This window comes from Curtobacterium sp. MCSS17_005 (genome assembly GCF_003234225.2).
Classification (GTDB): domain Bacteria; phylum Actinomycetota; class Actinomycetes; order Actinomycetales; family Microbacteriaceae; genus Curtobacterium; species Curtobacterium flaccumfaciens.
The window spans coordinates 1,261,953-1,282,823 of sequence record NZ_CP126258.1 but is presented as its reverse complement, the minus strand read 5'-3'; the positions used below and the strand labels follow the sequence as shown (position 1 = coordinate 1,282,823).

Here is a 20,871-nt window from a genome sequence, read left to right as displayed (position 1 = left end):
GATCACGCGCGCGCAGCACGGTCCCGGCTGAAGAACTCGGCGAACATCTCCCGTTTCGCCGCGTGTGAATCGGGCTCGAGCTCGAGTCCCTCCATGTTGAGGTCTGTCCCGAACAGTCGCAGGATTCCCGGGCCGTTCGGCCCCGCGGTCTCGAGGGACACCGAGAACAGTGTCGGCGACATCTCGCCTGCAGCAATCCGTCTGGCCTCTGCAAACGCCGCACGGTACGTCGCGTCGGTGACGCGGATCACTCTGACCGCCCAACTCGTGGCGTCCCAGTCGGGCGCGACCATCTCGCCGCTCGGGCCATGAAAGAAGTGCACGACGAACGCGTCGCGCTCGCCTTCGGTGCCGTAGTGCCGCTCGTCCACGTCTTCGATCTGCACGAACTCATCCTGTCAGCGTCAGCCGGGGCGTTCGAGGCTGCGGACCAGCCGAAGCATGCACCTTTCGCCGGTACCATCTCGCCATGGCTGAAGCAGGTCTGTTCGCAGCGAGCATCGCCGTCCTGGTGGGTACGGTGCGATCCTCGTGCATCGTGTGCGGACCCCGGCCTGGGTGCGTGACGTGCAGCTCACCTTGAACGCCAGCCCCGTGACCAGCCTGCTGCTGCTCCTGGTCGGTGCGCTCCTGGTCGCCCTCGTCCTCGCCTTCGGGATCTTCTTGCTCGCCACCGGGCACAGCGTCGTCGGGTGGGCCATGATCTGTCTCGCTGCGACCGGCATCGCTCACCTCGGGGTGACCGAGTGGATTCGACGACAGCCACTCTCGTGATCAGATACGGAGCTGGCCGGTGGAGAAGAACCGATCGAAGCACTCGTGAACGAGGACACGCACCACAAGCACACCTCGGGAAGGGAATGCTGCTCGCGGCGACCTGGTCATGAACTGGGCATTCGTCGTGGTCGGAAATCGTGGCCGTGGTCATCTCAACCGGCTACGTGTTCAACGAGAACCTGTACGCCTACGGGCTCTGCTCAAAACCTCCACACACCGGGTGCTCGGACGCGCCCTGGTTCAGCAGCATGAGCCTTTCGTTCTTCGGAGGCATTGCTGCGGTGGGTGTCGGCGCATTCCTGGGCCTGCGCCGGTCAGGCAGTGGCCAGTGTGGGTGTTGCCCGGGAGGGCTCCCAGCCGTTCGCGATCTGCAAGGCTCGGGAGGGACCGGAGGCGACCGAGCGCTCTCGGTGGCGATGGGCAGTTGACACGGATCTCAGTCGACGGACACTTCGACGCTCTCGCAGATCTGTTCCGCAGCGAACCTGCGAACGGAGCGCACGAACCCGGTCTGTGGATCGTAAGACACATCTAGCTGCTCGCCGCCCTCGACAAGCGCCAGAGCGCGAGTCAGCGTGCCCAACGTCTTCGGGTCGGTGTAGGTGACATCGGCTACGGGCCCGTCGAAGCGTTGGCATGCCGCGTGGCCAGCGCGCGCGAGGAGTGGTCGGATGTCGAGATAGGTGAAGACGGCACTGATCTCATGCCCATCGAGTTCGAGCAGCTCACCCTCGTACTCAGCGACCTATCCGTTTCCGTTGATCGCCGCGTAGCGCAGAACCACCGATGCAGCTGCGTCGCTGATCAGGATCGTTGCAGCCCAGTAGCCGAGGTTCTTCATCCCACTCCCAACAGGTGCCATTGGTCCCTTTCCCACCGCGCACCCCTGTCGGGCGGTAGCAAGCGTTCCCTCCCCTGCGCACCAGGACCGCGGCATCCGGTCACTCGACCCAATCACCGTCATCGCCGGCCACGAAAGTCAACGCCCCTTGGCCAGCTGCCTGGTACAGCTGCTCATCGACGGCCTTTCTCCTGCAGCTGGGAAGGATCGCATCTAGCCACGGCGGCATCCGCCAGGCCCGACTCCGACCCTTGAGCAATCAGCTATCGGGCAGCGTCATCGGCTTCGACGGGCCAGTCCGTTGCGGCGGTAGAAGGTCTTCAAGGCAGCGCGGTCCGACAGGAACACCTTCGGCCCCTCGAATTCGCTTCGAAAGCTAGGAGAGGTCGAGGGGGCGAAGGACGTACCCGTCGGGAACGGTGCCGCGGTGCTCGTAGTAGTAAAAGAACAGTTCGGTGGCCTCGTCGGCGTCGAACACCTCGGCGGGGTGGCGTGCGTGTTCGGTGCCCGCAATAGTCACCGGCTCCGTCAGCGGCTCGTCGACGTCGTGGTCGCGACCCACGATGAAGTGACGCATCTGCCCACCGTCGACGATCTGCAAATCGACGCTCATCCGCTCAGCGGTGCCGCCTGCCTGGAGGTAGTTCAGGTCGTACTCGCCGGCCTCGTAGTCAGGAGCATCCGGCCAACCAGCGTCGTCCGGCAGCCACCAAATAGCGTACGCGAATCGACCATCGCTCTGCCCGTCCAGCAAACCGAGCATCCGCCGGAGCTGGTCCCTGATCGGTCGGAAGTCCGCCGTGAGCTGAGATTCTCGCTCACTGTTGGTGGTGTTGATGAACAGGTGTGGCCTCCGCCGTTGTCACGTTCTGTATGCGCGGAAGTCGCGCAGATCCGGCCGCGCTGCCCGCAACCGAGTCAGGGTACTTTCTTGAGGATGACGGATGTGCTCTTCACGAGCTTCCCGTCAATCGTGGCGTATGCCGGGTTGTCGTAGCTGACCAGACCATCGAAGGATCGCTGCTCGGCGTTGCGCGTCGCACCGCCACTCTTCACCTCGATCCCTGCCCACGTCCCGTCCGGCTTCTCCATCAGCCCGTCGAAGAACCGGCCGTTCGGGGCGCCATCAACTCGCGCTTTGACCTGGTCGGTTCGGTAGGGCAGGCCAGCGTCCTCAGCGACCTCCTCGACACCCTGTCGCTCCTTAGCTTTGACGTCCGCGTGAGCCTGCTTGTTCCCCTCGGACCGGTACGTACCGTCCTTGTTCCGCTCCGGGTGCTTCTCGTTCTGCTCCTTCTTCCAGGCGTCCACGTGATCGGTGCGGTTCGGCGTGAGCCGATCATCGGTCATCGCGTGCACGCCGAGCGGAATCCCGCCCGAAGCAGCCAACCCCGCCCCTGCAGCCATCACCGCAGCACCGGCAACGTTCAACGGGACCCCAGCCACAGCCCCGACGCCGGTGAGGTCGAGGGCGACACCACCACCCTCGACCGCCGCCCCACCGGCCAGCAATGCCAGACCGCCGAGAAGCTCGACGACTTCGTCTGGATGGTTCACCATCGCGTTCCCCATCGACGCAAAGATGTTCCCCGCCACTCCGGCAGCGTCCTGCACGTACGGCCAGGCCGCATCCGCTTCCGCACCGAGAACAGCGCCGCCGATGCCGACCGCTGCTTTCGTGGTGTTCCAGGCGTCCTCGAACCAGTTGCCACTGCCGTCGGATGCGTCCTTCGAGGAGGTCGTCGATGCGAGATGAACCGGATGCGCGTTCGCAGTCGATGGGGTGATGCCGTCGAACTCAGAGGCGATGCTTGCGAGGGTCGTCGTGACGTTGTCATTGTGCGCCTGCACCTGCCGGCGGAGCGCATACTCCTGCCCGACGAGTTCTGGGACCTGTTGCCAGTTCGTGATGACTGTGCCGATGGCGCCGAGAATGTCCCCCTTCTCGGCTTCCTTAGATGCTTCGGCGGCGACCTGAACGCCACAATGTGTCTCACGCCAGTGTCTCGGAAACCTATAGGTAAATGAGACCGGGAAACATCGCGCCGAGCAGGCCAGGGGCGGCATCGAACACACCAACGTGAGAGCGGAACACTCGAGCGTGCGGTCGCTCTTCCGGGGCTGCGCGTCGCAGAGGCGGCGTCGACAGTACGCGTAGACGCGAGGAGTCTCCGCCCCGGCAGTACCCTCACGGGATGAAGACCAGGCGCACAATCATCCGGTATCTCCGTCTGTCGAGCTGATGACCCGGCACGTTGAAGGGGCAGAACGCTCCGACATCGGCTAGCAATGATGGCGATCACACTCGACGGTGCCGACACTCCCCCACGAGCTCGCCTGGTGTGGTCACTCGTCGAGCACGGCGGACAACCCGTCGACCCCGACGCTGCCGCCTACGCGACCGGCGTCGACCGCATCGCCCCGGAGACCCTCGCCGCGATCACGGACCTCTACGGGGTCCCCCGCAGCTATCTCACCGCACCGGGCCAGGACCCAGGACGTGACCTCGCAATCGACGAGGACCTCACACGGATCCGCTCCACGACTCCCCTTCGACGGACTGCAACCACCTACGAACCCATCAGCCGCGCTCCCGTCCCGAAACCAGCAGCATCAGAAGTCACCGCGATCGCCGACACCGCCCGTAGCATCGCGCACGCTGCAACACGATCCGACGTGCCATGGATCCTCGCCACGCTGATCAGCGGCGTGATCATCACAGTTGGGCTCGCTGCCGTCGGCACGACCGCCACCTGGGTCCTGGCGGGCCTTGCTGCGGCCGCAACGTTCGCACGCACTGTCTATGCCACCCGCCGAACCTACCGACAGGCCGGCTGGGTACACGCCGACGACGCCACCTTCACCAAGGAGCTCCAACAGCATCTCCGCGACGGTATCGCCCGCCACTTGCACACCCTCCACAACCGTAGCCAGCTCCCCCTCGAGCAGCTCGTCGCGATCCTTGACAGCACCACGCCGATCGGCACCGTGCAACTCAACGCCCTCACCGCCGGCGACAACACCGAGCAGCGCAAGCTGATCACCACCGCCGTCGAAGCCGCCATGCGCGCACACGGATACCGAGTCGGCGCGGCCCGGTTCCGATAATGCTGCTTCTCGGAGCATGTCAGCGGGGCTGGAAGTGATGCAAGACGTCGTCCACCGGGCGGCGAGTCGCCCTGTCGAAGGCGCGCCTTATGCTGGGTCCACTGAGCTAAGGGGGCAGAGTGAATCGAGTGACTACGGCAGTGGTCGTTGCTGTTGTAAGCGGGGTCCTGTTGACCGGTTGCACCACGCATCGAGAGTCGCCACTCCCATCGGCGTCGCCAACGGCTACGCCGTCCGCCTCGTCGACTCCCGTGGGGGTTGTCTCTGCGGATCCCTCTGATCTGGGATCTCGTGCCGGCGCCGCGGGATCGAGCACCGCTGACGGGAACGGGTACAGGTACCGGGTTGCACAAGGAGACGCGGTGATAGCGATCGCGCAGCGGTTTGGCATCTGCACTGCGGACATCTACCTGAGCAATGACGACGTCCTAGGGCAGGAACTCTCGGTCGGGCAACGACTGGATATCCGTCATGTGAAGGGTCCGGGTCATCAGGTGGATCAGTGCCATGCATCGTTCCCCGAGGGTGTCGGATGAAGCGCTGAACGGGCCCTGAGATAGGACGCCTCAAAGCCCGTTCAGTCGTAAGTGGTCGAACTACCGTGCTTCCTGGTAGATCGACTTCCACCCTCCCGTGCGGTTGGCGACACCACCGGACTTGTTCTTGTAGACCAACCGAGCCTGGCTGTAACCGGTGTAGTACGGGCTCACCCAGGACGGGCTGGCACTGAGGACGTCCTTCGTGTATACCGACGAGACGGTCCCGGTGCGGGACTTGAGCTGGAGCGTGACTTCGCCGTTGCCTTGGATGCCGCCGCCGTTGTAGTTGATGCGGAACCAGGCGGTGCCTCCGCACTTGGCGCTGCGGCGAAGTTCAACGTACATGTTGTACGCGACGAAGTTGTCCGCTGTCTCGCCTCCGTCGGTGCACGCAGCGGCGGTGGTGGCCGCGGCAGCCGGGCTGGCGCCGGCGGTCTGGCTTCCCCCGACGAGGGCGCCGGCGGCGAGTCCGAACGCGAGCAGTGTCGCGACGATGCGGCGGTTGCTGGTCAGTTCCATAGTTATCCCCTTGTGACAGCAGCATTCTGTGACGGCCGTCCACCCGTGCTGCGGCGAGTGGCGCCTGGTCTGAAAGCGGCGGGCTGCTATTTGAGGGCTGCCTCGAGCAGCTTCGCTTCGTAGCCAGTACCGAGAACCTTCGGGTGGAAGCTCTGCTGCGACACCGCGAAGATCGCGTCTGCGCCCTCGGTAACGGGGATGTTGAACCAGGCCTTCTCGCCGCTGCGCCGGGCACCGTAAAGGTTCGTGACGATCGGCAGAGTTGTGTGGATGGCTGGGTCTGCGCTGCAGACGTTGTGCCCCTTGAACACCGGCGCCGGGTCCATGAACACCATCTTCGCGCCCGCGTTCTGCGCCGTGATGCGATCCTTGATCGTTTGGTTCAGGTCGACGCCGAGCTGTACGAGCCACGCCTGGTCGGCTTCCTTCATCCCCGCGACGCATTTGACGCCGTCCTCGAAAATGTTCGGATAGCCCATCACCGCGATCTTGGCGTTTGGTGCTTGCCGCCTGATCTCGGTGTAGGTGGCGTCGAGGCGGCCCTTGAGAATGTCGAGTGCCGCGTATGCGGAAGGCTTCTGCTTGTCTTCGCAGACACCCTTGAAGATGCAACCGCGGATGATGTCGCCAAACCCGATGTCGTTCCCCCCGATGGACATCGTCACCAGGGTGGTGTTCTCATCGAGGTACCCCTGCGACAGCTGCGGTGGTTCCCATTGCTTCGTCGTCAGCAGATTCGTCGCTTGCGCGCCCGAGCACGCCACGGAGTGGTAGTCCAGCGTGGCGTCGCGTGTGCTGTCGCGGCTGGCCACAGTGGCTGTCGCTCCGGGCAAGACGGCCCGGTTGGTCCAGGAGTTCACCGAGCGGTGGCATGCGTTTTGGTAGTAGGTATCATCACCGTTGGTGTCGCTGACCGGGATGTAGCCGCCAGGGGTGTCACCTGGCGCTCCCTCGCCCGAGGAGTACGAGTCGCCGATGTTGACCACGATGTCCTTCGGTTTCGCGGACAGCGGCTCGAATGCGACGGCGTCCCACGCGACGTCGTCTCGTGCGGCGTTGTCGTCGGCGTCGTTCGTAATGTTCGACAGCGATACCGACGGTGTGCCATTGAACTGGAACACCCCAACGGATGACCACTTGTTGGACCAGTTGCGTTGTGGGAGCACACGGGTTTTGGTGCGTCCGTCGCCAAGATTGATGTCGTAGCGGGCGTCTTTCGCCCATGCCCCGTTGTCCGGGGTGTGGATCCAGACTCTTCCCCACTGTTTGAGACTGCCGCCGAGCGTCCACGTGCCAGTCACGGAAGAGGCCGGGGTGTTGTTGGATGCCCACGTGTGGGTGAAGTAGAAGTGATCGTTGAAGCCGCCGCCGAGCTGATGCGTGTCGATCTTCGACGGGTACGAACCGGATGCACCGGCAGCACCGAAGTCGAATCGGAATGACCCCTCTGTGGCTACTCGAGAGCATCCAGCTCTCGTCGGGTTGGCGGTGAGGGTTCCCGCGTCCGTCGTGATCGGGACGTCGTCAATGACTCGCGCGGTACTCGGCAGACCGGTACGGGTGCAGGCAGGCGGGAAGCTTTCCCCGTTGGGCTGTTCGGTCATGTAGTCGGCAGCGGGGGCGAACCGGTAGAGCTCGTTGCCGCAGGTGGTGTCGCAGTCCTTCTTCCAGGTCGCGTTTCCATGCCACCAGCAGTGCAGGTCGGAGCGGGAGCAGTAGCCGGTGTAGATCGGTGCGCACTCGTTTACGCCCTGCTGGCAGAAGGTTGTCAGCGGGGGCTTCACCGCCGTGCGGTTCTTCGGAGCGGTCTCGTCGGTGCCGTTCCACCAGGCGGTGCGGTACCCGCCCACTTCGGTCGGCGGTGCGTCGGCGGTCTGCTTCTCGGTTAAGGTCAGCGAGTTCGCCGCGAACCCCATGATCTTCTCTGGGTAGGGCCAGTCCTGTGGGTGTGCGGCGTCCGCCGCGTTGCCATCGAGGAAGGCCTTCCGGTTTGCCGGGTAGGCCGGATTGACCGGGTTGTTCAGCCAGCCAAGCCCCCACGCGCCGTTCGACTCGGGCTCTCCCTTCGCGTGGTAGCCGGAGTTGTACGCCCAGGCCGCTGCAAACCAGTTCTCGATCTTCGTCGGGTCGCCGTTGTTGATGGTGGTGCCGTCGGCGCGGCTCTGGTTCCACTTGTCCGTCAGGATCTGCGCCGCAGCAGCGATGTTCACCGTGTAGTCGAGGGCGATGGCTTGCTGCTTCGCGACCGGAAGTGCGGTAACGCGGCCTTGCTCGCGGCCGGCGAGACGCATCCCGTCGGTGACCTGCCCGACTCCATAGCCGCAGTCGGCGTTCGAGAAGTCCACCGCCCAGAACGCGTTGTCATTCACACCTGCGGCCTGCGGGTTGCCGTAGAACACGCCAATCTGCGGGTTCCCGGTCGCTCCAGGCTTCGTGTAGCGGGACGCTTGCCACAAATTAGACTCCTGCGCGAGGATCCCGAGGAGCACCTGCGAGGGGATGCGTCCGCCGCCGGAGAGCGCCTTCGTCGGGAACAGGTCTGCTGGCTTGTACGCGGCCATGCCGGTGCTGTTCCAGTTCGCGGGGCGAGAGATGGTCAGCTGGCCGGAGACGATCCGGTTGACGGCCCACTCGACCTGCCGCGGCTTGGGCTGCAGCGCCTGTGCGCGCGGGTCGTTGCGGGGCACCGCGCACGTGCGCTCCGTTTCGGATGGATTCGACTTCGAGCCCACCGCAGCTGCGGCGACCCGAGACCGTGATGCGGCAGGAGAACCGACTGGCGAAGAAGTCACGTCCCCGCCCGCCGGAGGGACTTCGAGCGTTGTGGCTTTCCCCGTCTCGAGAGACTGCACCCCGATCGTTGCGTCACCAGCGGCGCTACCACCAAGGGTGGACGGGGATGCCGCGTCGCTTGTCGCCACTAGCCCCGTCGTCGAGATGTCCGCACCCGGCTGCACCTCTGGTGCCGTACGGATCCCATCCGGGACCGAACCAGCTGCCTTGAGGTCGCCGAGGACGTAGGTGTGGCCGCGGGAATCCGCTGCAACCCCGACCTGTTCAAGTTTCCCGGAGCCAAGTGAGCGGAGCGCAGCCGTCCCCGTCGCGGGCACTGTCCCCGTCTTCACCGTGGCGGTCGCACCCTTGTACTCGGCATACGTCAGCCGACTTCCGGCGACGACCAAATCAAAGGCGGTACCGGTTGTCTTGGCGACCATTTCCACCGCACCACCGTCACGGACTCGAACAATCTTCCCAGCAGTGGCGCCGAGCACTGACCCGTCGGCAAGTGGCACGGGGGATGTCAGCTGCCGCGGGATGTCAGCCGTCCACTGGCTCGATTTGTCCACCGCGTCAAAGCTCGCAATTGACGTCGCATCGTCCACGGACCGCATCAAAGCGACTCGTTGCCCTGCTCCACAGCCCGGATTGGAATACGAGATGCTGTACCCCCGGCCGAGAGAGGACTGCTCCCCCGTCTTCGTGTCCACGACACTTGCCCAGGCACCCTCCCCGAACCCCTGCTCCGAGTTCGTCGTCGTCCGCGGGGCATAAACCACAACCATGCGCGACGCATCAGCGGTCAGGCAGAAGTTCCCAATCCACCGGTCCGTCTCAACACCCGGAACGGTGATCTGCGCCAACGTCTCCCAGCGGTACCCCGCCTTCGCGGTGCCGCGCACCACCGCGAGACCGTCAGCCGTCCCCACCAGCTGATACGCGGCATCCCCCGAGGACGCCCACTCAGATCCAAGAGCCTGACGCCGGTCGCCTTCCGGAACCTGCTGCGATGCATCCCCCTGGCTCTGAACCGGCGGCAACGAGGCGTCCGGGTCCGCAGCAGGCGGCGCGGCAGCCAGTGCTGGACCTCCCGCAAACACTGCCACGCACGCCAGAACCGCCACTGCGGTGGTACGGAACGAACGTCGACGCAACCACAACTCAGCCATCTCTCCCCCAAATGACGCCCACACGGCCCTGCCCATGCTGGACGTGCCTCAGATCTCTACTAACCGGCCCAATGACTCATGGCCGCACGCACAACGTGCGACAACACGAAGTTCCAAACGGCAATCAACCCCACGGCCACAACAACACCGATACCCGCAAGCAAGCCCACCGCACCGAGGACTCGACGAGAGGTTTGCGCCTGCTCCGGCGCAGAAACCACTGACCCGGGCGACTCAGCAACGAGGCGCTCAAGCCGTTCCGCGGGCTGGTCCTCAGCGCCAGCCCCCCGATCCGTCCCCATGACAGTCACCTTCGACCCCAACCTGTGGATCTGTCAAGAGACGAGCAAGAAAGGCGATGCGGAGACCAGGGCGACAGGCGTGCGTCGTCCCACCCGCGCAAGCGGATAGGGCAAATCCCTCAGCTCAAGGGGAGGAAGAAGAAGTCCGGTAGCCGATCCCGATCCGGGCGTCGGCGGGCGGGACCGGCTTACCGTGAGGCAGCCTCCTAGGCTTGCAGGGTGACTACCAACGTCGAGCCGCGTCCTTTCCGTCCTGAGGACGCAGTGGAGCTGACGGCTCTTCTGAACTCGGCCTACCGAGAGCTTCAAGATGCGGGATTGAACTGCACCTCAGCGACCCAGGACGTCGAGACGACCCGTCAGCGGGTGGCAGGGGGCGTCTGCTGGATTGTGGAGAACGACGGCCGTGTCGCAGCGAGCATGACGATGTCCGCGCCTCCACCAGACGACGTCCGTTCACTGTCGGAGCATGCTCAGAAGCCAGGCACCGGATGGCTGTGCCAAGTGGCGGTCGGGCCGGAACTGCGCGGTCGCGCCGTCGCCAGAACGCTGTTCGACGTCGCGTGCGCGTGGGCCGTGAGGAACGGTATCACGCGGATTGGACTCGACACTGCGGCACCGGCCGAGCACCTTGTCGCCATGTACGCGCGTTGGGGCTTCGAGCACGTCGACGACGTGCGCTTCCCCGGTAAGCGCTACGGCAGCATCGTTATGACACGAAGTGTGACCGGCTCATAGAACCGGCCCAAATGTCTCAGTAGCCGATCCGCTACTGGACGCCGGAACTCATCTAGCCTCGTCGGCCCACACGTGTCGAGGGACCTCAGCATCATGTTGCGCGCCGGTAGCGGCTACGGGGCGTATGACCCACTCACTGGAGTGAGCAGCTGCCCGCCGTTCAGGATCAATACGAACGCGATCCCAGCCGCGGAGGCGACAGCAACTGCAACCAGGGTTGCGATCATCCCCGTCCACCGGTGGCACCGTCCCTTGACTGCTACCACGCCAAGGACGACCAGTCCCAGTACATGGGTGAGCGCCAGCGGGATGCCGCCCACGAGCAGCGTCGTGCCAGCCATCGTGGTGCCCGCAGCAACGGCCTTCGGCTGTTCTGTAGCTTCCTCTAACGAGGCAAGACTGAGCCACAACCACGCGCCGGCCATGATGGGCAGCCCGACCACCGCGAGTACCCAGAACAACACCAAACTTCGTGTTGACTTCCAGCCGTGCTGGGTAGGCGGACCCTGCAAGTCTCGCTCTCGCATGGTCAGTACACGCCGTCTGGGTAGGGCTGGTCGCACTGCTCCGTTGTATGACCCGGTCCGACCATCCGGCGAATAGTGAGCTGCTGGCCGACCGCAAGCTCGTGCCCATATACCTCCGGGTCTTCATTGGCCAGGTAAATGTCGGCAGTGCAGAGACCGAAACGCGCAGCAATTCCTGTCACGGCGTCCCCCGATGCCACGGTGTAGACGAATGATGAGGGACCGCCGGTGACGCTTCCATTCGCCGTCACGGTCCTCCCGTGATCTTCGGCCGGAGCACTCTCGGAGACCGCAGATGCCGAAGCCAACGGTTGGTCGGAGGATGGGGCCGGAGTGACGTCAGGCTTGGAACTGTCAGTGCAACCGACAACGGTGCAAGCGAGAACGGCCATCACTGCAACCGACACGATCCTGCGCATCGAGATCCCCCATCTCGTCGACTTCGGCGTTCGCACCGACTCTACCGGGGCCGCCGAGTGACGGCAGGTGAGGCCGGATCGGCTGCCGATAGGGATCCAAAACCGGGCGGGGCTACAGCCCTGACCGTGTCCTGCATGACGAGCGCTCAACGGTCCGGCAGGAGTGACATGTGTCGTGGCTACTTCTTCTCGTACTTGCTCCAGTAGCGGGCGAGCGCCGCTTGGCCCGGTCGAGCCGTGGTGAACACGACTAGAGCGAACCCGGCAAAGATGACGAGAAAAGCCATCAGACGGTCGAGCCTGCCGTCCGAGTGGGCCATCAACACGAAGCCGATGATGATGACCAGTGCACCCAGCGTCACGAGTACAACGCGTCGAGGGGTCATGCCGCGAATCTATCGTCGCCGTCATGAGGTGGTGTCCGACTCGCCTCGATGGACAAAGGCACACGTTCGGTGACGAGCCCCGGCAGGAACGTCTCGTAAGCCGGTCCCGTCGCGCAACGCGGTGTCTGAATCGACCGGGCCGCAGGGGTGGAAGACTCATGTCGCACACGGGTGGTCCGCTGAACGTCGCAGTGAGGCAGCCCCATGCGTACGACCCAACGACAGCCATGAGAACGAAGAAGCCCACCGGGATCCTCGGTGGGCTTCTGTCGTCGTGTCCGACACGTTTCGGTCGGGCTGACAGGATTTGAACCTGCGACCCCTTGACCCCCAGTCAAGTGCGCTACCAAGCTGCGCCACAGCCCGCGAGTTCCGGAGAACTCAGGATCCCGGAGGATCCTCGCCCGCGTCCGACCGGAGCGCGAGCGACCGGTCCAGCATAGCGGACGTCAGACCCCCTCCGTGCCACGGCGAGTCGGAGCAACGCGACCCGAACGACACGCTCAGCCCGGCCGCACCACCTCGCGCCGCGCCGCCAACCACGGCAACCCGAGCCCGACGAGCAACCCGCCGGACCCGTCCGCCGCCAGGTCCCCGATCGTGTCGTCGTACCCGACGAAGATCTTCGAGTCGACGAAGTTGTGCCCCAGCCACTCCCCCATCTCCCACACGGCCCCGACCGCGAGTCCCGCACACAGCGCGAGCACCGCGACGACCACCCGGCGCTCGGCGTGCGGGGCCGGTACCGCCCGCAGATCGGCACCGATGACGTAGAGCACCGCCGCGAGCAGCCCGGTCAGCACGACGTGCATGAACTTGTCCCACAGGAAGACGGTCGTGTACCACTCGAGCACGCTCGACCACCCGGCGAGGAGCACGAGCACGCACACCGCCACGTCGAAGGCCGGCCGCAGCCCGAGCATCCGCGGCACCACGACACCGAGCAGCGCCAGCGCCATGACCGGGAACGCCGTCCCGCCCCAGCCGACAGTCGCCACGACGACGCTCACGACCGTCAGCGCCCGCACCACGTCAGCCACCAGGAACCGCGGCCGCAGGAACGTCGGTCCGAGCGTGGCGATCACGACGCCCACCGCACGACCGTGTGCACGGCGGCGTGGTCGGACGGCCAGACGCCGCCCGGCCGCCGCACGTCGACCGCGACGCGGCCCACCTCCGCCTCGGACGTCACGAGCACCCCGTCGATCCGCCGGCCACCGACGCGCGGACTCCCGTAGTGCGGGTACGTCCCGTAGGGCTCACCCACCTGACTGGAGGCCCGCCCCCAGCTGTCCTCGACCCCCGCCTCCGCCAGGGCTCGCCATGGTGCGGAACCGGCGGGGCTGTTCCAGTCGGCCATGACCACGGCGGGCAGGCCGCGCTGCCGGACGATCCGGCCGAGCAGTTCGGCGGACCGCAGTCGGGCCCACGGCGAGGCGACGTCGAGGTGGGTGGCGACGGCCAGGAACCGGATGCCGGTCGCGCGGTCGTCGACGACGGCTCCGACGGCGTGCCGGGGGAAGGACGTGGCCCACGACCGCGAGCCGGGGCGGTGGGGTGTGCGGGAGAGCGCCCAGGTGCGGCGCTCGACGACGTCGAGGCGGGAGCGGTCGAGGAACAGGCCGACCTGTTCACCACCGCCGCGTGCTCCGCGTCCGGCCAGGACGGGCTCCCAACCCGACCCGAGGCCGGACGTCAGGTCGTCTGCCTGCGTGGGCAGGGCCTCCTGGACGGCGAGGACGGTGGGCGCTTCGGACGTGACGAGCGCGAGCACGGCCTCTCGGCGACGCTCCCAGGCGTCGGGGTGGGTCGGCTGTCGCGGCACGCGGCGACGCACGTTGAGCGTCATGCAGTGCACCTCGGGCGACCGGACCGGTCCGATGAGCGGGCGGTCGTCGGGGTGGTGGGGCATGCCTCCCTTCTACGAGACGACACCCGTCGGATTCCCAGGGACCTCTCCGTCTGGCTCGTATGGTGGCTCGATGCGTTCTCGTTCCACCCCTCGTCTCCTGGTCGCGATCGCGGTCTCCGGCCTGCTGCTCGGAGCCGCCGGGTGCACGTCGAGCGGACCGGACACGAGCCGCCCGACGTTGGCGAAGGCCTCGGCTGACACCGTCACGGTGGCCGATGCCTCGGACGCCGCCGCCCGGTCGGTCCGCGTCAGCAAGGCGCTGTTCGCGAGTGCTCCCGGAGCGGTCGTCGCCCGGGCCGGCGACACCGACGGCATCCGCGATGGGGCCGAGGCTGCGGCGAGCGCCCACGTCCCGGTGCTGCTGACGACCAAGAACACGAGCGCCGCCGTCGCCCGCGAGCTCGACCGGCTCGGCGCCGACTGGTACCAGGCCGAGGGCGACCTGTCGCTCGACACGGACGTCGAACAGCGGCAGGCGCCGGACGGCGGTGACGCGCCGGAGTCGACCCGGGCCTCCCGGCAGGCGACGGTGGTGGTGGCGAACGCGAGTGCGGACGCTGCTGCCGTGGCGACCGCGAAGGCCGCCGGCGCTCGCGTCGTGACCATGCCGAAGGGCGTGACCGACCCGGCTGCTGCGCCCGACGTGGTGACCGCGCTGCACGAGCGGGCGAAGCACCCGACCGTCCTGGTCGGTGCGGCGTTCGAGGCCCTGCCGGATCCGGAGTGGACGGTGCGGGCGGCCGAGGGCGGGTTCCAGCTGCGGAACGGCGGCCAGCGGCCGTTCGACGGGCACCGGTACGTCGCGCTGTACGGGGCTCCCGGGGCGCCGGCGCTGGGCGTGCTCGGCGAGCAGGGGCCGAAGGAGACCGTGCAGCGTGCCGAGCAGGTCGCGAAGCCGTACCGGGCCGAGTCCGACGAGCTCGTGACGCCGGCGATGGAGGTCATCGCGACCGTCGCCGCCGGGGACGCCGGAGCCGACGGCGACTACTCGACGGAGCTGCCGGTGTCGACGCTCGAGCCCTACGTCGAGGCCGCGCACGATGCGGACATGCCGGTCATCATCGACCTGCAGCCGGGTCGGACGGACTTCCTGTCGCAGGCGAAGAAGTACGAGTCGCTGCTGAAGAAGCCCGGGGTGTGGCTGGCGCTCGACCCGGAGTGGCGGCTGACGAAGGACCAGGTGCCCCTCAAGCAGATCGGGAGTGTCTCGGCGTCCGAGGTGAACGAGGTCTCCTCGTGGCTGGCTGGACTCGTGCGCGACGAGGGGCTGCCGCCGAAGGCCCTGGTGCTGCACCAGTTCCGGCTGTCGATGATCCAGGACCGCTCCGCACTGCAGACCCACCCGGAGCTCGACATGCTCGTGCACGTCGACGGGCAGGGGTCACAGCCGGACAAGCAGGCGACGTGGAAGGCACTGCACCAGGGCGCACCGGAGGGGCTGCACTGGGGCTGGAAGAACTTTTACGACGAGGACACGCCCATGCTGACGCCCGCGCAGACCATGCAGCAGGTGCAGCCGACGCCGTCGTTGGTCACCTACCAGTAGGCGCGCGCCGTCGCGTTGTCCACAGTCTGGAGGCGCGGGTCGGGTTTCGTCGGTTGCTCCTGACAGCATGGGGGCATGTCTGGTCTTGGTGTCGGGTCCACCGCGTCGTCTTCCGTGTCCCCCTCTGCGGACATCGCCGCCGAGGCGCAGCAGGCGCTCGCTGCGCTCACGGGGCGCCCCGACGCGGTGTTCCACCCCGGCCAGCTCGAGGCGATCTCGGCGCTGGTCGAGCACCGGCAGCGCGCCCTGGTCGTGCAGCGCACCGGGTGGGGCAAGTCCGCGGTGTACTTCCTCGCGACACTGCTGCTGCGCCGACGCGGGGGCGGCCCGACGGTGCTGGTGTCGCCGCTGCTCGCCCTGATGCGCGACCAGGTCGCCGCTGCCGCGCGGGCCGGTGTCCGTGCGGTGTCGATCAACTCCGCGAACGCCCACGAGTGGGGCGAGACCCAGGCGGCCCTCGCCCGCGACGAGGTCGACGTGCTCCTCGTCTCCCCCGAGCGCCTGAACAACCCGAAGTTCCGCGACGAGCAGATGCCGACCCTGATCGCCCGGATGGGCATGCTCGTGGTCGACGAAGCGCACTGCATCTCGGACTGGGGCCACGACTTCCGGCCGGACTACCGCCGTCTGGCCGAGCTCATCCGGTCGCTCCCCCACGGCGTCCCCGTCCTGGCCACCACCGCGACGGCGAACGAGCGCGTGGTCGAGGACGTCGCCGAGCAGCTCACCGCTGGTCCGGCCGACCCGGTGTTCACCATCCGCGGGTCCCTCGCCCGCAAGTCCCTCCGCCTCGGCGTGCTGACGCTGCCCGAAGCCCGTCAGCGGCTCGGGTGGCTCCTCGCGCACCTCGGCGATCTGCCCGGCAGCGGCATCATCTACACGCTGACCGTCTCGGCGGCCGAGGACATCGCACGGCTGCTGCGCGACAACGGGTACGCCGTCCGTGCCTACACCGGGCGCACCGACACCGACGAGCGCGAACAGCTCGAGCAGCAGCTCAAGGGCAACGAGCTGAAGGCCCTGGTCGCCACGAGCGCGCTCGGCATGGGGTTCGACAAGCCCGACCTCGGGTTCGTCGTGCACGTCGGGGCGCCCTCGTCTCCAGTCGCCTACTACCAGCAGATCGGCCGTGCGGGTCGTGCGACCGACAACGCCGACGTCCTGCTCCTGCCGGGGCGTGAGGACCGCGAGATCTGGCAGTACTTCGCCAGCGCCTCGATGCCGACCGAGGCCCGTGCCGCTGCTGTGCTCGGCGCCCTGTCCACCGACACCGCGATGTCGACCGTGGCGCTCGAGGGCCTGGTCGACATCAAGCGCTCCACCCTCGAACTCCTGCTCAAGGTGCTCGACGTCGACGGAGCCGTCCGACGCGTCACCGGCGGCTGGGTGTCGACCGGGCAGCCGTGGGAGTACGACGCGCCCCGGTACGAGCGGGTCGCAGCGGCCCGTGCTGCGGAGGCCGCGTCGATGCTCGACTACGAGTCCACCTCGGCCTGCCGCATGCAGCTGCTGCAGCAGGACCTCGACGACCCCTCGGCCGAGCCCTGCGGCCGGTGCGACAACTGCGCCGGGGAATGGTTCCCGACCGCCGTGTCCGACACCGACTCGTCCGGGGCAGCGGCCGCGCTCGACAAGGTCGGCGTCGAGATCGCCCCGCGTGCCCAGTGGCCCTCGGGGATGTCGTCGCTCGGGGTCTCGGTGCGGGGCAAGATCGGCGCGGACGAGCTCGTGCAGCCCGGCCGTGCGGTGGCGCGTCTGACCGACCTGGGCTGGGGCGGTCCCCTGCGTGCGCTGTTCTCGCCGTCCACCCCCGATGCCCCGATCTCGCGCGAGCTCGTCGACGGCTGTGTCCGGGCGCTCAAGGACTGGCCGTGGGAGGCCCGGCCGACCGGCGTCGTGGCGATGTCCTCGCGGTCACGGCCCGAATTGGTGGGGTCCCTCGCCCAGGCACTGTCCACCATCGGGCGGCTGCAGTTCCTCGGCACGCTCGGCCGTGCCGGCGGGACCCCTCGCGGCGACGGTGCGACGAACAGCGCCTACCGACTGTCCGGCGTGTGGGACACCTTCGTGGTCGATCCGTCGCTCGCCGCAGCCCTGCAGGCGCACGAGGGCCCGGTGCTGCTCGTCGACGACCTGGTCGACAGCCGGTGGACGATGACCGTCGCCGGTCGGGAGCTCCGGCGCGCAGGGGCCTCCGCCGTGCTCCCGTTCGCGCTGGCGACGGTCGCGTAGCCCGGGTCGCGCCGGTCGCGCACCACCGTTGCGACATTCCACCTGTCGATCGACTCGTGTTCTGTCGCAGATCCGGTCCGCCCCCGCCGACCGGAGCCCTACTGCCGCGCGGGCTTCGGGAACGTGGTCCGCATGTGGTCGCTCGTCAGCACGTCGCCGATGCCGACCATGAGCACCGAGAACAGGATCTGCTCGATGACCATCCAGAACGGGTAGAGCCCGGGGATCGCCGCGACGATCAGCGTCACGATCGGGAAGATCCGGCTGAACAACCGCAGCCGCTGGTACGCCCAGTAGTACCCGAGCTGCGCCCGCCAGGCGAACACGTAGAGCGTCAGGGTGATGAGCAGCACCACGGTGGACCGGAACCACACCGCCCATGACAGGGACTCCCCCGCGCGGGTCAGCAGCACGGCGACCACGATGGCGGTGAGCCCGACGACGGTCTCGGCGACGAGCAGCCACCGGATCCACCGGAACGAGCGGACGGTGTCGGGGTGTCCGAGCATGTCCTCGCGGATGACGTACCCGGACTGCCGGCCTCCGGCCAACCGGTCGAGCCGCAGACGGCACCACACGCGGTCGGCGAGCACACCGAGTCCGTCGTTCTGCTGCGTCACCAGTACATCGTGCCCCATCCCGGCGATGGCGGCAGACGCGGCACAGCCACGAGCACCGATGCGGAACGACACTGTCGAGGTCGGACGACCACGACAGTGTCGTTCGGCGTCGGCACAGCAAGGCCCCCGCCCCGGCCCCGCTCAGTCGGACGGGACGAGTGCCGCGCCGCCCAGCACGGTGCCGGTGTCGGCGTCCAGCAGGACCAGGGAACGGACCTCGTCCGGCAGTGACCACGGATCGCTGAGCACGACGGTCAGTCCCTGTTCGACCCCGGCGGCCTGGAACAGGTCGTAGGACTCCCCGGCCGGCGTCCACACCGGCTTCGAACCGCCGCGCACCGTCCCCGCGGACAGCACGACGTCGACCGGGCCGTCCCCGCCGGTCTCCAGGTGGTCGATCTGCACCGCGAGGGTCTCGTCATCCGTGTTCCCGGCGATCCGCACGTGCCCGGAGGCCGCAGCCCCGATGCCGACGATGTCACCGGACACCGGCGGGACGCGGCGCCACCACGGGTCGATGGGCGAACCGTCGACCGGGCGGACGGGTTCGGGCTCGATCGGTTCCTCGAGGCCGTTGGTCGGCGGCAGTCGGACGTCGGGCGACTGCGCCGGCTCGGAGGGCACGGAGTCGGCACGGGTGAGCGAGTCGCCGTCGTCCGGTGCGTGCGAGATCGTCCACAGGGACACCGAACCCACGACGACCACACCGACGAGGACGCCCACCAGGGCGAGCCGGCGTCGGTCCGCTGCCCACGGCCCGCTACCCACGCCCCCATGATGCCGCACCGGCGCGCCGGACCGGCTCCGGGCCTCCAGGCCGGACGCGAACGCAGAACGCGCCCCGACGGATCGAGGCGCGTTCTGCGTGACGGGTGGGAGCGCTCAGCGCTTCCGGCGCTCGCGCACCCGCATGTTGACGTTGATCGGCGTGCCGGAGAAGCCCCAGACCTCGCGGAGGCGACGCGTGATGAAGCGTCGGTACTGCGGGTCGAGGAACGCCGACGTGAAGAGCACGAAGGTCGGCGGCTGGCTCGACGCCTGGGTCCCGAACAGGATGCGGGGCTGCTTGCCGCCGCGCACGGGGTGGGGGTGTTCCTGCACGAGCTCGGCGATGAAGGCGTTGACCTTGCCGGTCGGGATGCGGGTGTCCCACGACTCGAGGGCGGTCTCGAGCGCCGGCACGAGCTTCTCGAGGTGGCGGCCGGTGCGGGCGGAGATGTTCACGCGCGGGGCCCAGGCGACGTGCGCCAGGTCCTGCTCGATCTCGCGCTCCAGGTAGCGGCGGCGCTCGTCGTCGAGCAGGTCCCACTTGTTGTACGCCAGCACGAGGGCACGGCCGGACTCGAGGACGAGGTCGATGATGCGGAGGTCCTGCACGGAGACCGGCTCGGTGACGTCGAGGACGACGACGGCGACCTCGGCCTTCTCGAGCGCGGCGGTGGTGCGGAGCGACGCGTAGAAGTCGGCGCCCTGCTGCATGTGGACGCGCTTCCGGATGCCGGCGGTGTCGACGAAGCGCCACACCTTGCCACCGAGCTCGATCTGCTCGTCCACCGGGTCGCGGGTGGTGCCGGCGATGTCGTTCACGACGACCCGCTCCTCACCGGCGGCCTTGTTGAGCAGCGAGCTCTTGCCGACGTTCGGGCGGCCGAGGATGGCCACGCGGCGGGGGCCGCCGACCTCCTGCTTGGCGACGGCCGAGGTGTCGGGCAGTGTCTTGATGATCAGGTCGAGCAGGTCCGCGACGCCGCGGCCGTGCAGGGCCGACACCGGATGCGGCTCGCCGAGCCCCAGGTTCCAGAGTTCGTAGGCGTCGAGTTCACGGCGCTCGTCGTCGGCCTTGTTCGCGACGACGATGACGGGGCGGTCGGTGCCGCGGAGCATCTTGACGACGTGCTCGTCGGTGGCGGTGATCCCGACCGTGACGTCCACGACGAACAGCACGGCGTCGGCGAGGTCGATCGCGACCTCGGCCTGCGCGGCGACGGAGGCGTTGATGCCCTCGGCGCCGGGCTCCCAGCCGCCGGTGTCGACGAGCGTGAAGCGCTTGTCGTTCCAGTCGGCCTTGTAGCTGACACGGTCGCGGGTGACGCCGGGGACGTCCTGCACGACGGCCTCACGACGACCGAGGATGCGGTTCACGAGCGCGGACTTGCCGACGTTCGGGCGGCCGACGATCGCGAGCACCGGGTAGGCGGGCAGGTAGTGGACGCCGTCCTCGCCGACCTGACCGGCCTCGAGCAGGGCGAGGTCCTCGTCCTCGAGGTCGTACTCCTCGAGTCCGGCGCGGAGCGCGGTCGCGCGCTGCTCGGCCTCGGCCTCGTCGAGTCCGGCGAGCCGCTCGCCGAGGGCGTCGTCGTACCGGGGGAAGTCGTCGTTGTCCGGGTTGTCCAGCTGAGCCATCTTGGGTTCCTCGCGAGCGGCCGGGGCCGCGGTGTCGGTGGCCGTTGCCGGCCGG

At 67.6% G+C, this 20,871-nt stretch carries 17 protein-coding genes and 1 tRNA gene; 5 read left to right on the top strand and 13 right to left on the bottom strand.

Going from position 1 to position 20,871, the window contains the following annotated elements; genetic code table 11:
- Positions 1-2: 2 nt before the first annotated feature.
- Entirely contained in the window at positions 3-386 is a 384-nt protein-coding gene (locus tag DEJ20_RS06235) for a hypothetical protein (RefSeq protein ID WP_111235233.1), read from the bottom strand.
- Positions 387-531: 145 nt separating this feature from the next.
- Here DEJ20_RS06235 and DEJ20_RS06230 point away from each other — a divergent pair, with 145 nt between their 5' ends.
- Positions 532-774: a hypothetical protein gene (locus DEJ20_RS06230; protein ID WP_146245420.1), complete on the top strand. Its 243-nt coding sequence runs from the start codon at positions 532-534 to the stop codon at positions 772-774.
- A gap of 1,220 nt (positions 775-1,994) precedes the next feature.
- Here the strand turns inward: DEJ20_RS06230 and DEJ20_RS06225 are convergent.
- Both DEJ20_RS06225 and DEJ20_RS06220 read right to left on the bottom strand, forming a co-directional pair.
- On the bottom strand, positions 1,995-2,381 hold the full coding sequence (locus DEJ20_RS06225; RefSeq protein WP_111235235.1) for a hypothetical protein: 387 nt from the start codon (positions 2,379-2,381) through the stop codon (positions 1,995-1,997).
- Between the two features lie 155 nt (positions 2,382-2,536).
- On the bottom strand, positions 2,537-3,685 hold the full coding sequence (locus DEJ20_RS06220; RefSeq protein ID WP_146245421.1) for a hypothetical protein: 1,149 nt from the start codon (positions 3,683-3,685) through the stop codon (positions 2,537-2,539).
- Positions 3,686-4,294: 609 nt separating this feature from the next.
- On the opposite strand from DEJ20_RS06220, the gene DEJ20_RS06215 reads away from it, so the two are divergent.
- Positions 4,295-4,726, top strand: a complete 432-nt coding sequence (locus DEJ20_RS06215) for a hypothetical protein (protein ID WP_146245422.1) — start codon at positions 4,295-4,297, stop codon at positions 4,724-4,726.
- Positions 4,727-5,322: 596 nt separating this feature from the next.
- On the opposite strand, the gene DEJ20_RS06210 is transcribed toward DEJ20_RS06215, so the two are convergent.
- Both DEJ20_RS06210 and DEJ20_RS06205 read right to left on the bottom strand, forming a co-directional pair.
- A complete protein-coding gene (locus DEJ20_RS06210; RefSeq protein ID WP_111100753.1) occupies positions 5,323-5,784 on the bottom strand; it encodes a hypothetical protein in 462 nt (153 codons plus the stop codon).
- 86 nt (positions 5,785-5,870) lie between these two features.
- On the bottom strand, positions 5,871-9,167 hold the full coding sequence (locus DEJ20_RS06205; protein WP_181431533.1) for an SGNH/GDSL hydrolase family protein: 3,297 nt from the start codon (positions 9,165-9,167) through the stop codon (positions 5,871-5,873).
- Between the two features lie 1,085 nt (positions 9,168-10,252).
- Here DEJ20_RS06205 and DEJ20_RS06200 point away from each other — a divergent pair.
- On the top strand, positions 10,253-10,771 hold the full coding sequence (locus DEJ20_RS06200) for a GNAT family N-acetyltransferase (RefSeq protein ID WP_111235239.1): 519 nt from the start codon (positions 10,253-10,255) through the stop codon (positions 10,769-10,771).
- A 113-nt stretch (positions 10,772-10,884) separates the two neighbouring features.
- Here the strand turns inward: DEJ20_RS06200 and DEJ20_RS06195 are convergent, their stop codons facing one another.
- The 5 genes from DEJ20_RS06195 to DEJ20_RS06175 all read right to left on the bottom strand — a co-directional run bounded on the left by DEJ20_RS06195 (position 10,885) and on the right by DEJ20_RS06175 (position 14,015).
- A complete protein-coding gene (locus DEJ20_RS06195) occupies positions 10,885-11,232 on the bottom strand; it encodes a hypothetical protein (protein ID WP_181431534.1) in 348 nt (115 codons plus the stop codon).
- 664 nt (positions 11,233-11,896) lie between these two features.
- Positions 11,897-12,103, bottom strand: a complete 207-nt coding sequence (locus tag DEJ20_RS06190) for a hypothetical protein (protein ID WP_181431536.1) — start codon at positions 12,101-12,103, stop codon at positions 11,897-11,899.
- 292 nt (positions 12,104-12,395) lie between these two features.
- Positions 12,396-12,469, bottom strand: a tRNA-Pro gene (locus DEJ20_RS06185).
- A 137-nt stretch (positions 12,470-12,606) separates the two neighbouring features.
- The gene (locus tag DEJ20_RS06180; RefSeq protein ID WP_111235242.1) at positions 12,607-13,197 is read right to left on the bottom strand and encodes a DUF2238 domain-containing protein; all 591 of its coding nucleotides are present in this window, start codon (positions 13,195-13,197) and stop codon (positions 12,607-12,609) included.
- The gene (locus tag DEJ20_RS06175; RefSeq protein WP_111235243.1) at positions 13,185-14,015 is read right to left on the bottom strand and encodes an endonuclease/exonuclease/phosphatase family protein; all 831 of its coding nucleotides are present in this window, start codon (positions 14,013-14,015) and stop codon (positions 13,185-13,187) included. The genes DEJ20_RS06180 and DEJ20_RS06175 overlap by 13 nt, the downstream gene beginning before the upstream one ends.
- 70 nt (positions 14,016-14,085) lie before the next feature.
- Between DEJ20_RS06175 and DEJ20_RS06170 the strand changes: the two genes are divergently transcribed.
- The gene (locus DEJ20_RS06170) at positions 14,086-15,561 is read left to right on the top strand and encodes a hypothetical protein (RefSeq protein ID WP_111235244.1); all 1,476 of its coding nucleotides are present in this window, start codon (positions 14,086-14,088) and stop codon (positions 15,559-15,561) included.
- 75 nt (positions 15,562-15,636) lie between these two features.
- Positions 15,637-17,793, top strand: a complete 2,157-nt coding sequence (locus tag DEJ20_RS06165; RefSeq protein WP_258377152.1) for a RecQ family ATP-dependent DNA helicase — start codon at positions 15,637-15,639, stop codon at positions 17,791-17,793.
- 98 nt (positions 17,794-17,891) lie between these two features.
- Here DEJ20_RS06165 and DEJ20_RS06160 read toward each other — a convergent pair whose 3' ends face one another.
- The 3 genes from DEJ20_RS06160 to der form a co-directional block, all read right to left on the bottom strand.
- The gene (locus tag DEJ20_RS06160; RefSeq protein ID WP_111235245.1) at positions 17,892-18,413 is read right to left on the bottom strand and encodes a hypothetical protein; all 522 of its coding nucleotides are present in this window, start codon (positions 18,411-18,413) and stop codon (positions 17,892-17,894) included.
- A 141-nt stretch (positions 18,414-18,554) separates the two neighbouring features.
- Positions 18,555-19,181, bottom strand: a complete 627-nt coding sequence (locus tag DEJ20_RS06155; protein ID WP_146245423.1) for a hypothetical protein — start codon at positions 19,179-19,181, stop codon at positions 18,555-18,557.
- A gap of 114 nt (positions 19,182-19,295) precedes the next feature.
- Positions 19,296-20,816: a ribosome biogenesis GTPase Der gene (der, locus tag DEJ20_RS06150; RefSeq protein WP_071405612.1), complete on the bottom strand. Its 1,521-nt coding sequence runs from the start codon at positions 20,814-20,816 to the stop codon at positions 19,296-19,298.
- Between the last annotated feature and the right edge of the window lie 55 nt (positions 20,817-20,871).

Bases quoted from the DNA above. Each gene is read 5' to 3' on its own strand.
- DEJ20_RS06225 (WP_111235235.1), bottom strand. From the start codon at position 2,381: ATGCTCGGTTTGCTGGACGGGCAGAGCGATGGTCGATTCGCGTACGCT.
- DEJ20_RS06220 (WP_146245421.1), bottom strand. From the start codon at position 3,685: ATGCCGCCCCTGGCCTGCTCGGCGCGATGTTTCCCGGTCTCATTTACC.
- DEJ20_RS06210 (WP_111100753.1), bottom strand. From the start codon at position 5,784: ATGGAACTGACCAGCAACCGCCGCATCGTCGCGACACTGCTCGCGTTC.
- DEJ20_RS06190 (WP_181431536.1), bottom strand. From the start codon at position 12,103: ATGACCCCTCGACGCGTTGTACTCGTGACGCTGGGTGCACTGGTCATC.
- DEJ20_RS06175 (WP_111235243.1), bottom strand. From the start codon at position 14,015: ATGCCCCACCACCCCGACGACCGCCCGCTCATCGGACCGGTCCGGTCG.
- DEJ20_RS06170 (WP_111235244.1), top strand. From the start codon at position 14,086: ATGCGTTCTCGTTCCACCCCTCGTCTCCTGGTCGCGATCGCGGTCTCC.
- DEJ20_RS06165 (WP_258377152.1), top strand. From the start codon at position 15,637: ATGTCTGGTCTTGGTGTCGGGTCCACCGCGTCGTCTTCCGTGTCCCCC.
- der (WP_071405612.1), bottom strand. From the start codon at position 20,816: ATGGCTCAGCTGGACAACCCGGACAACGACGACTTCCCCCGGTACGAC.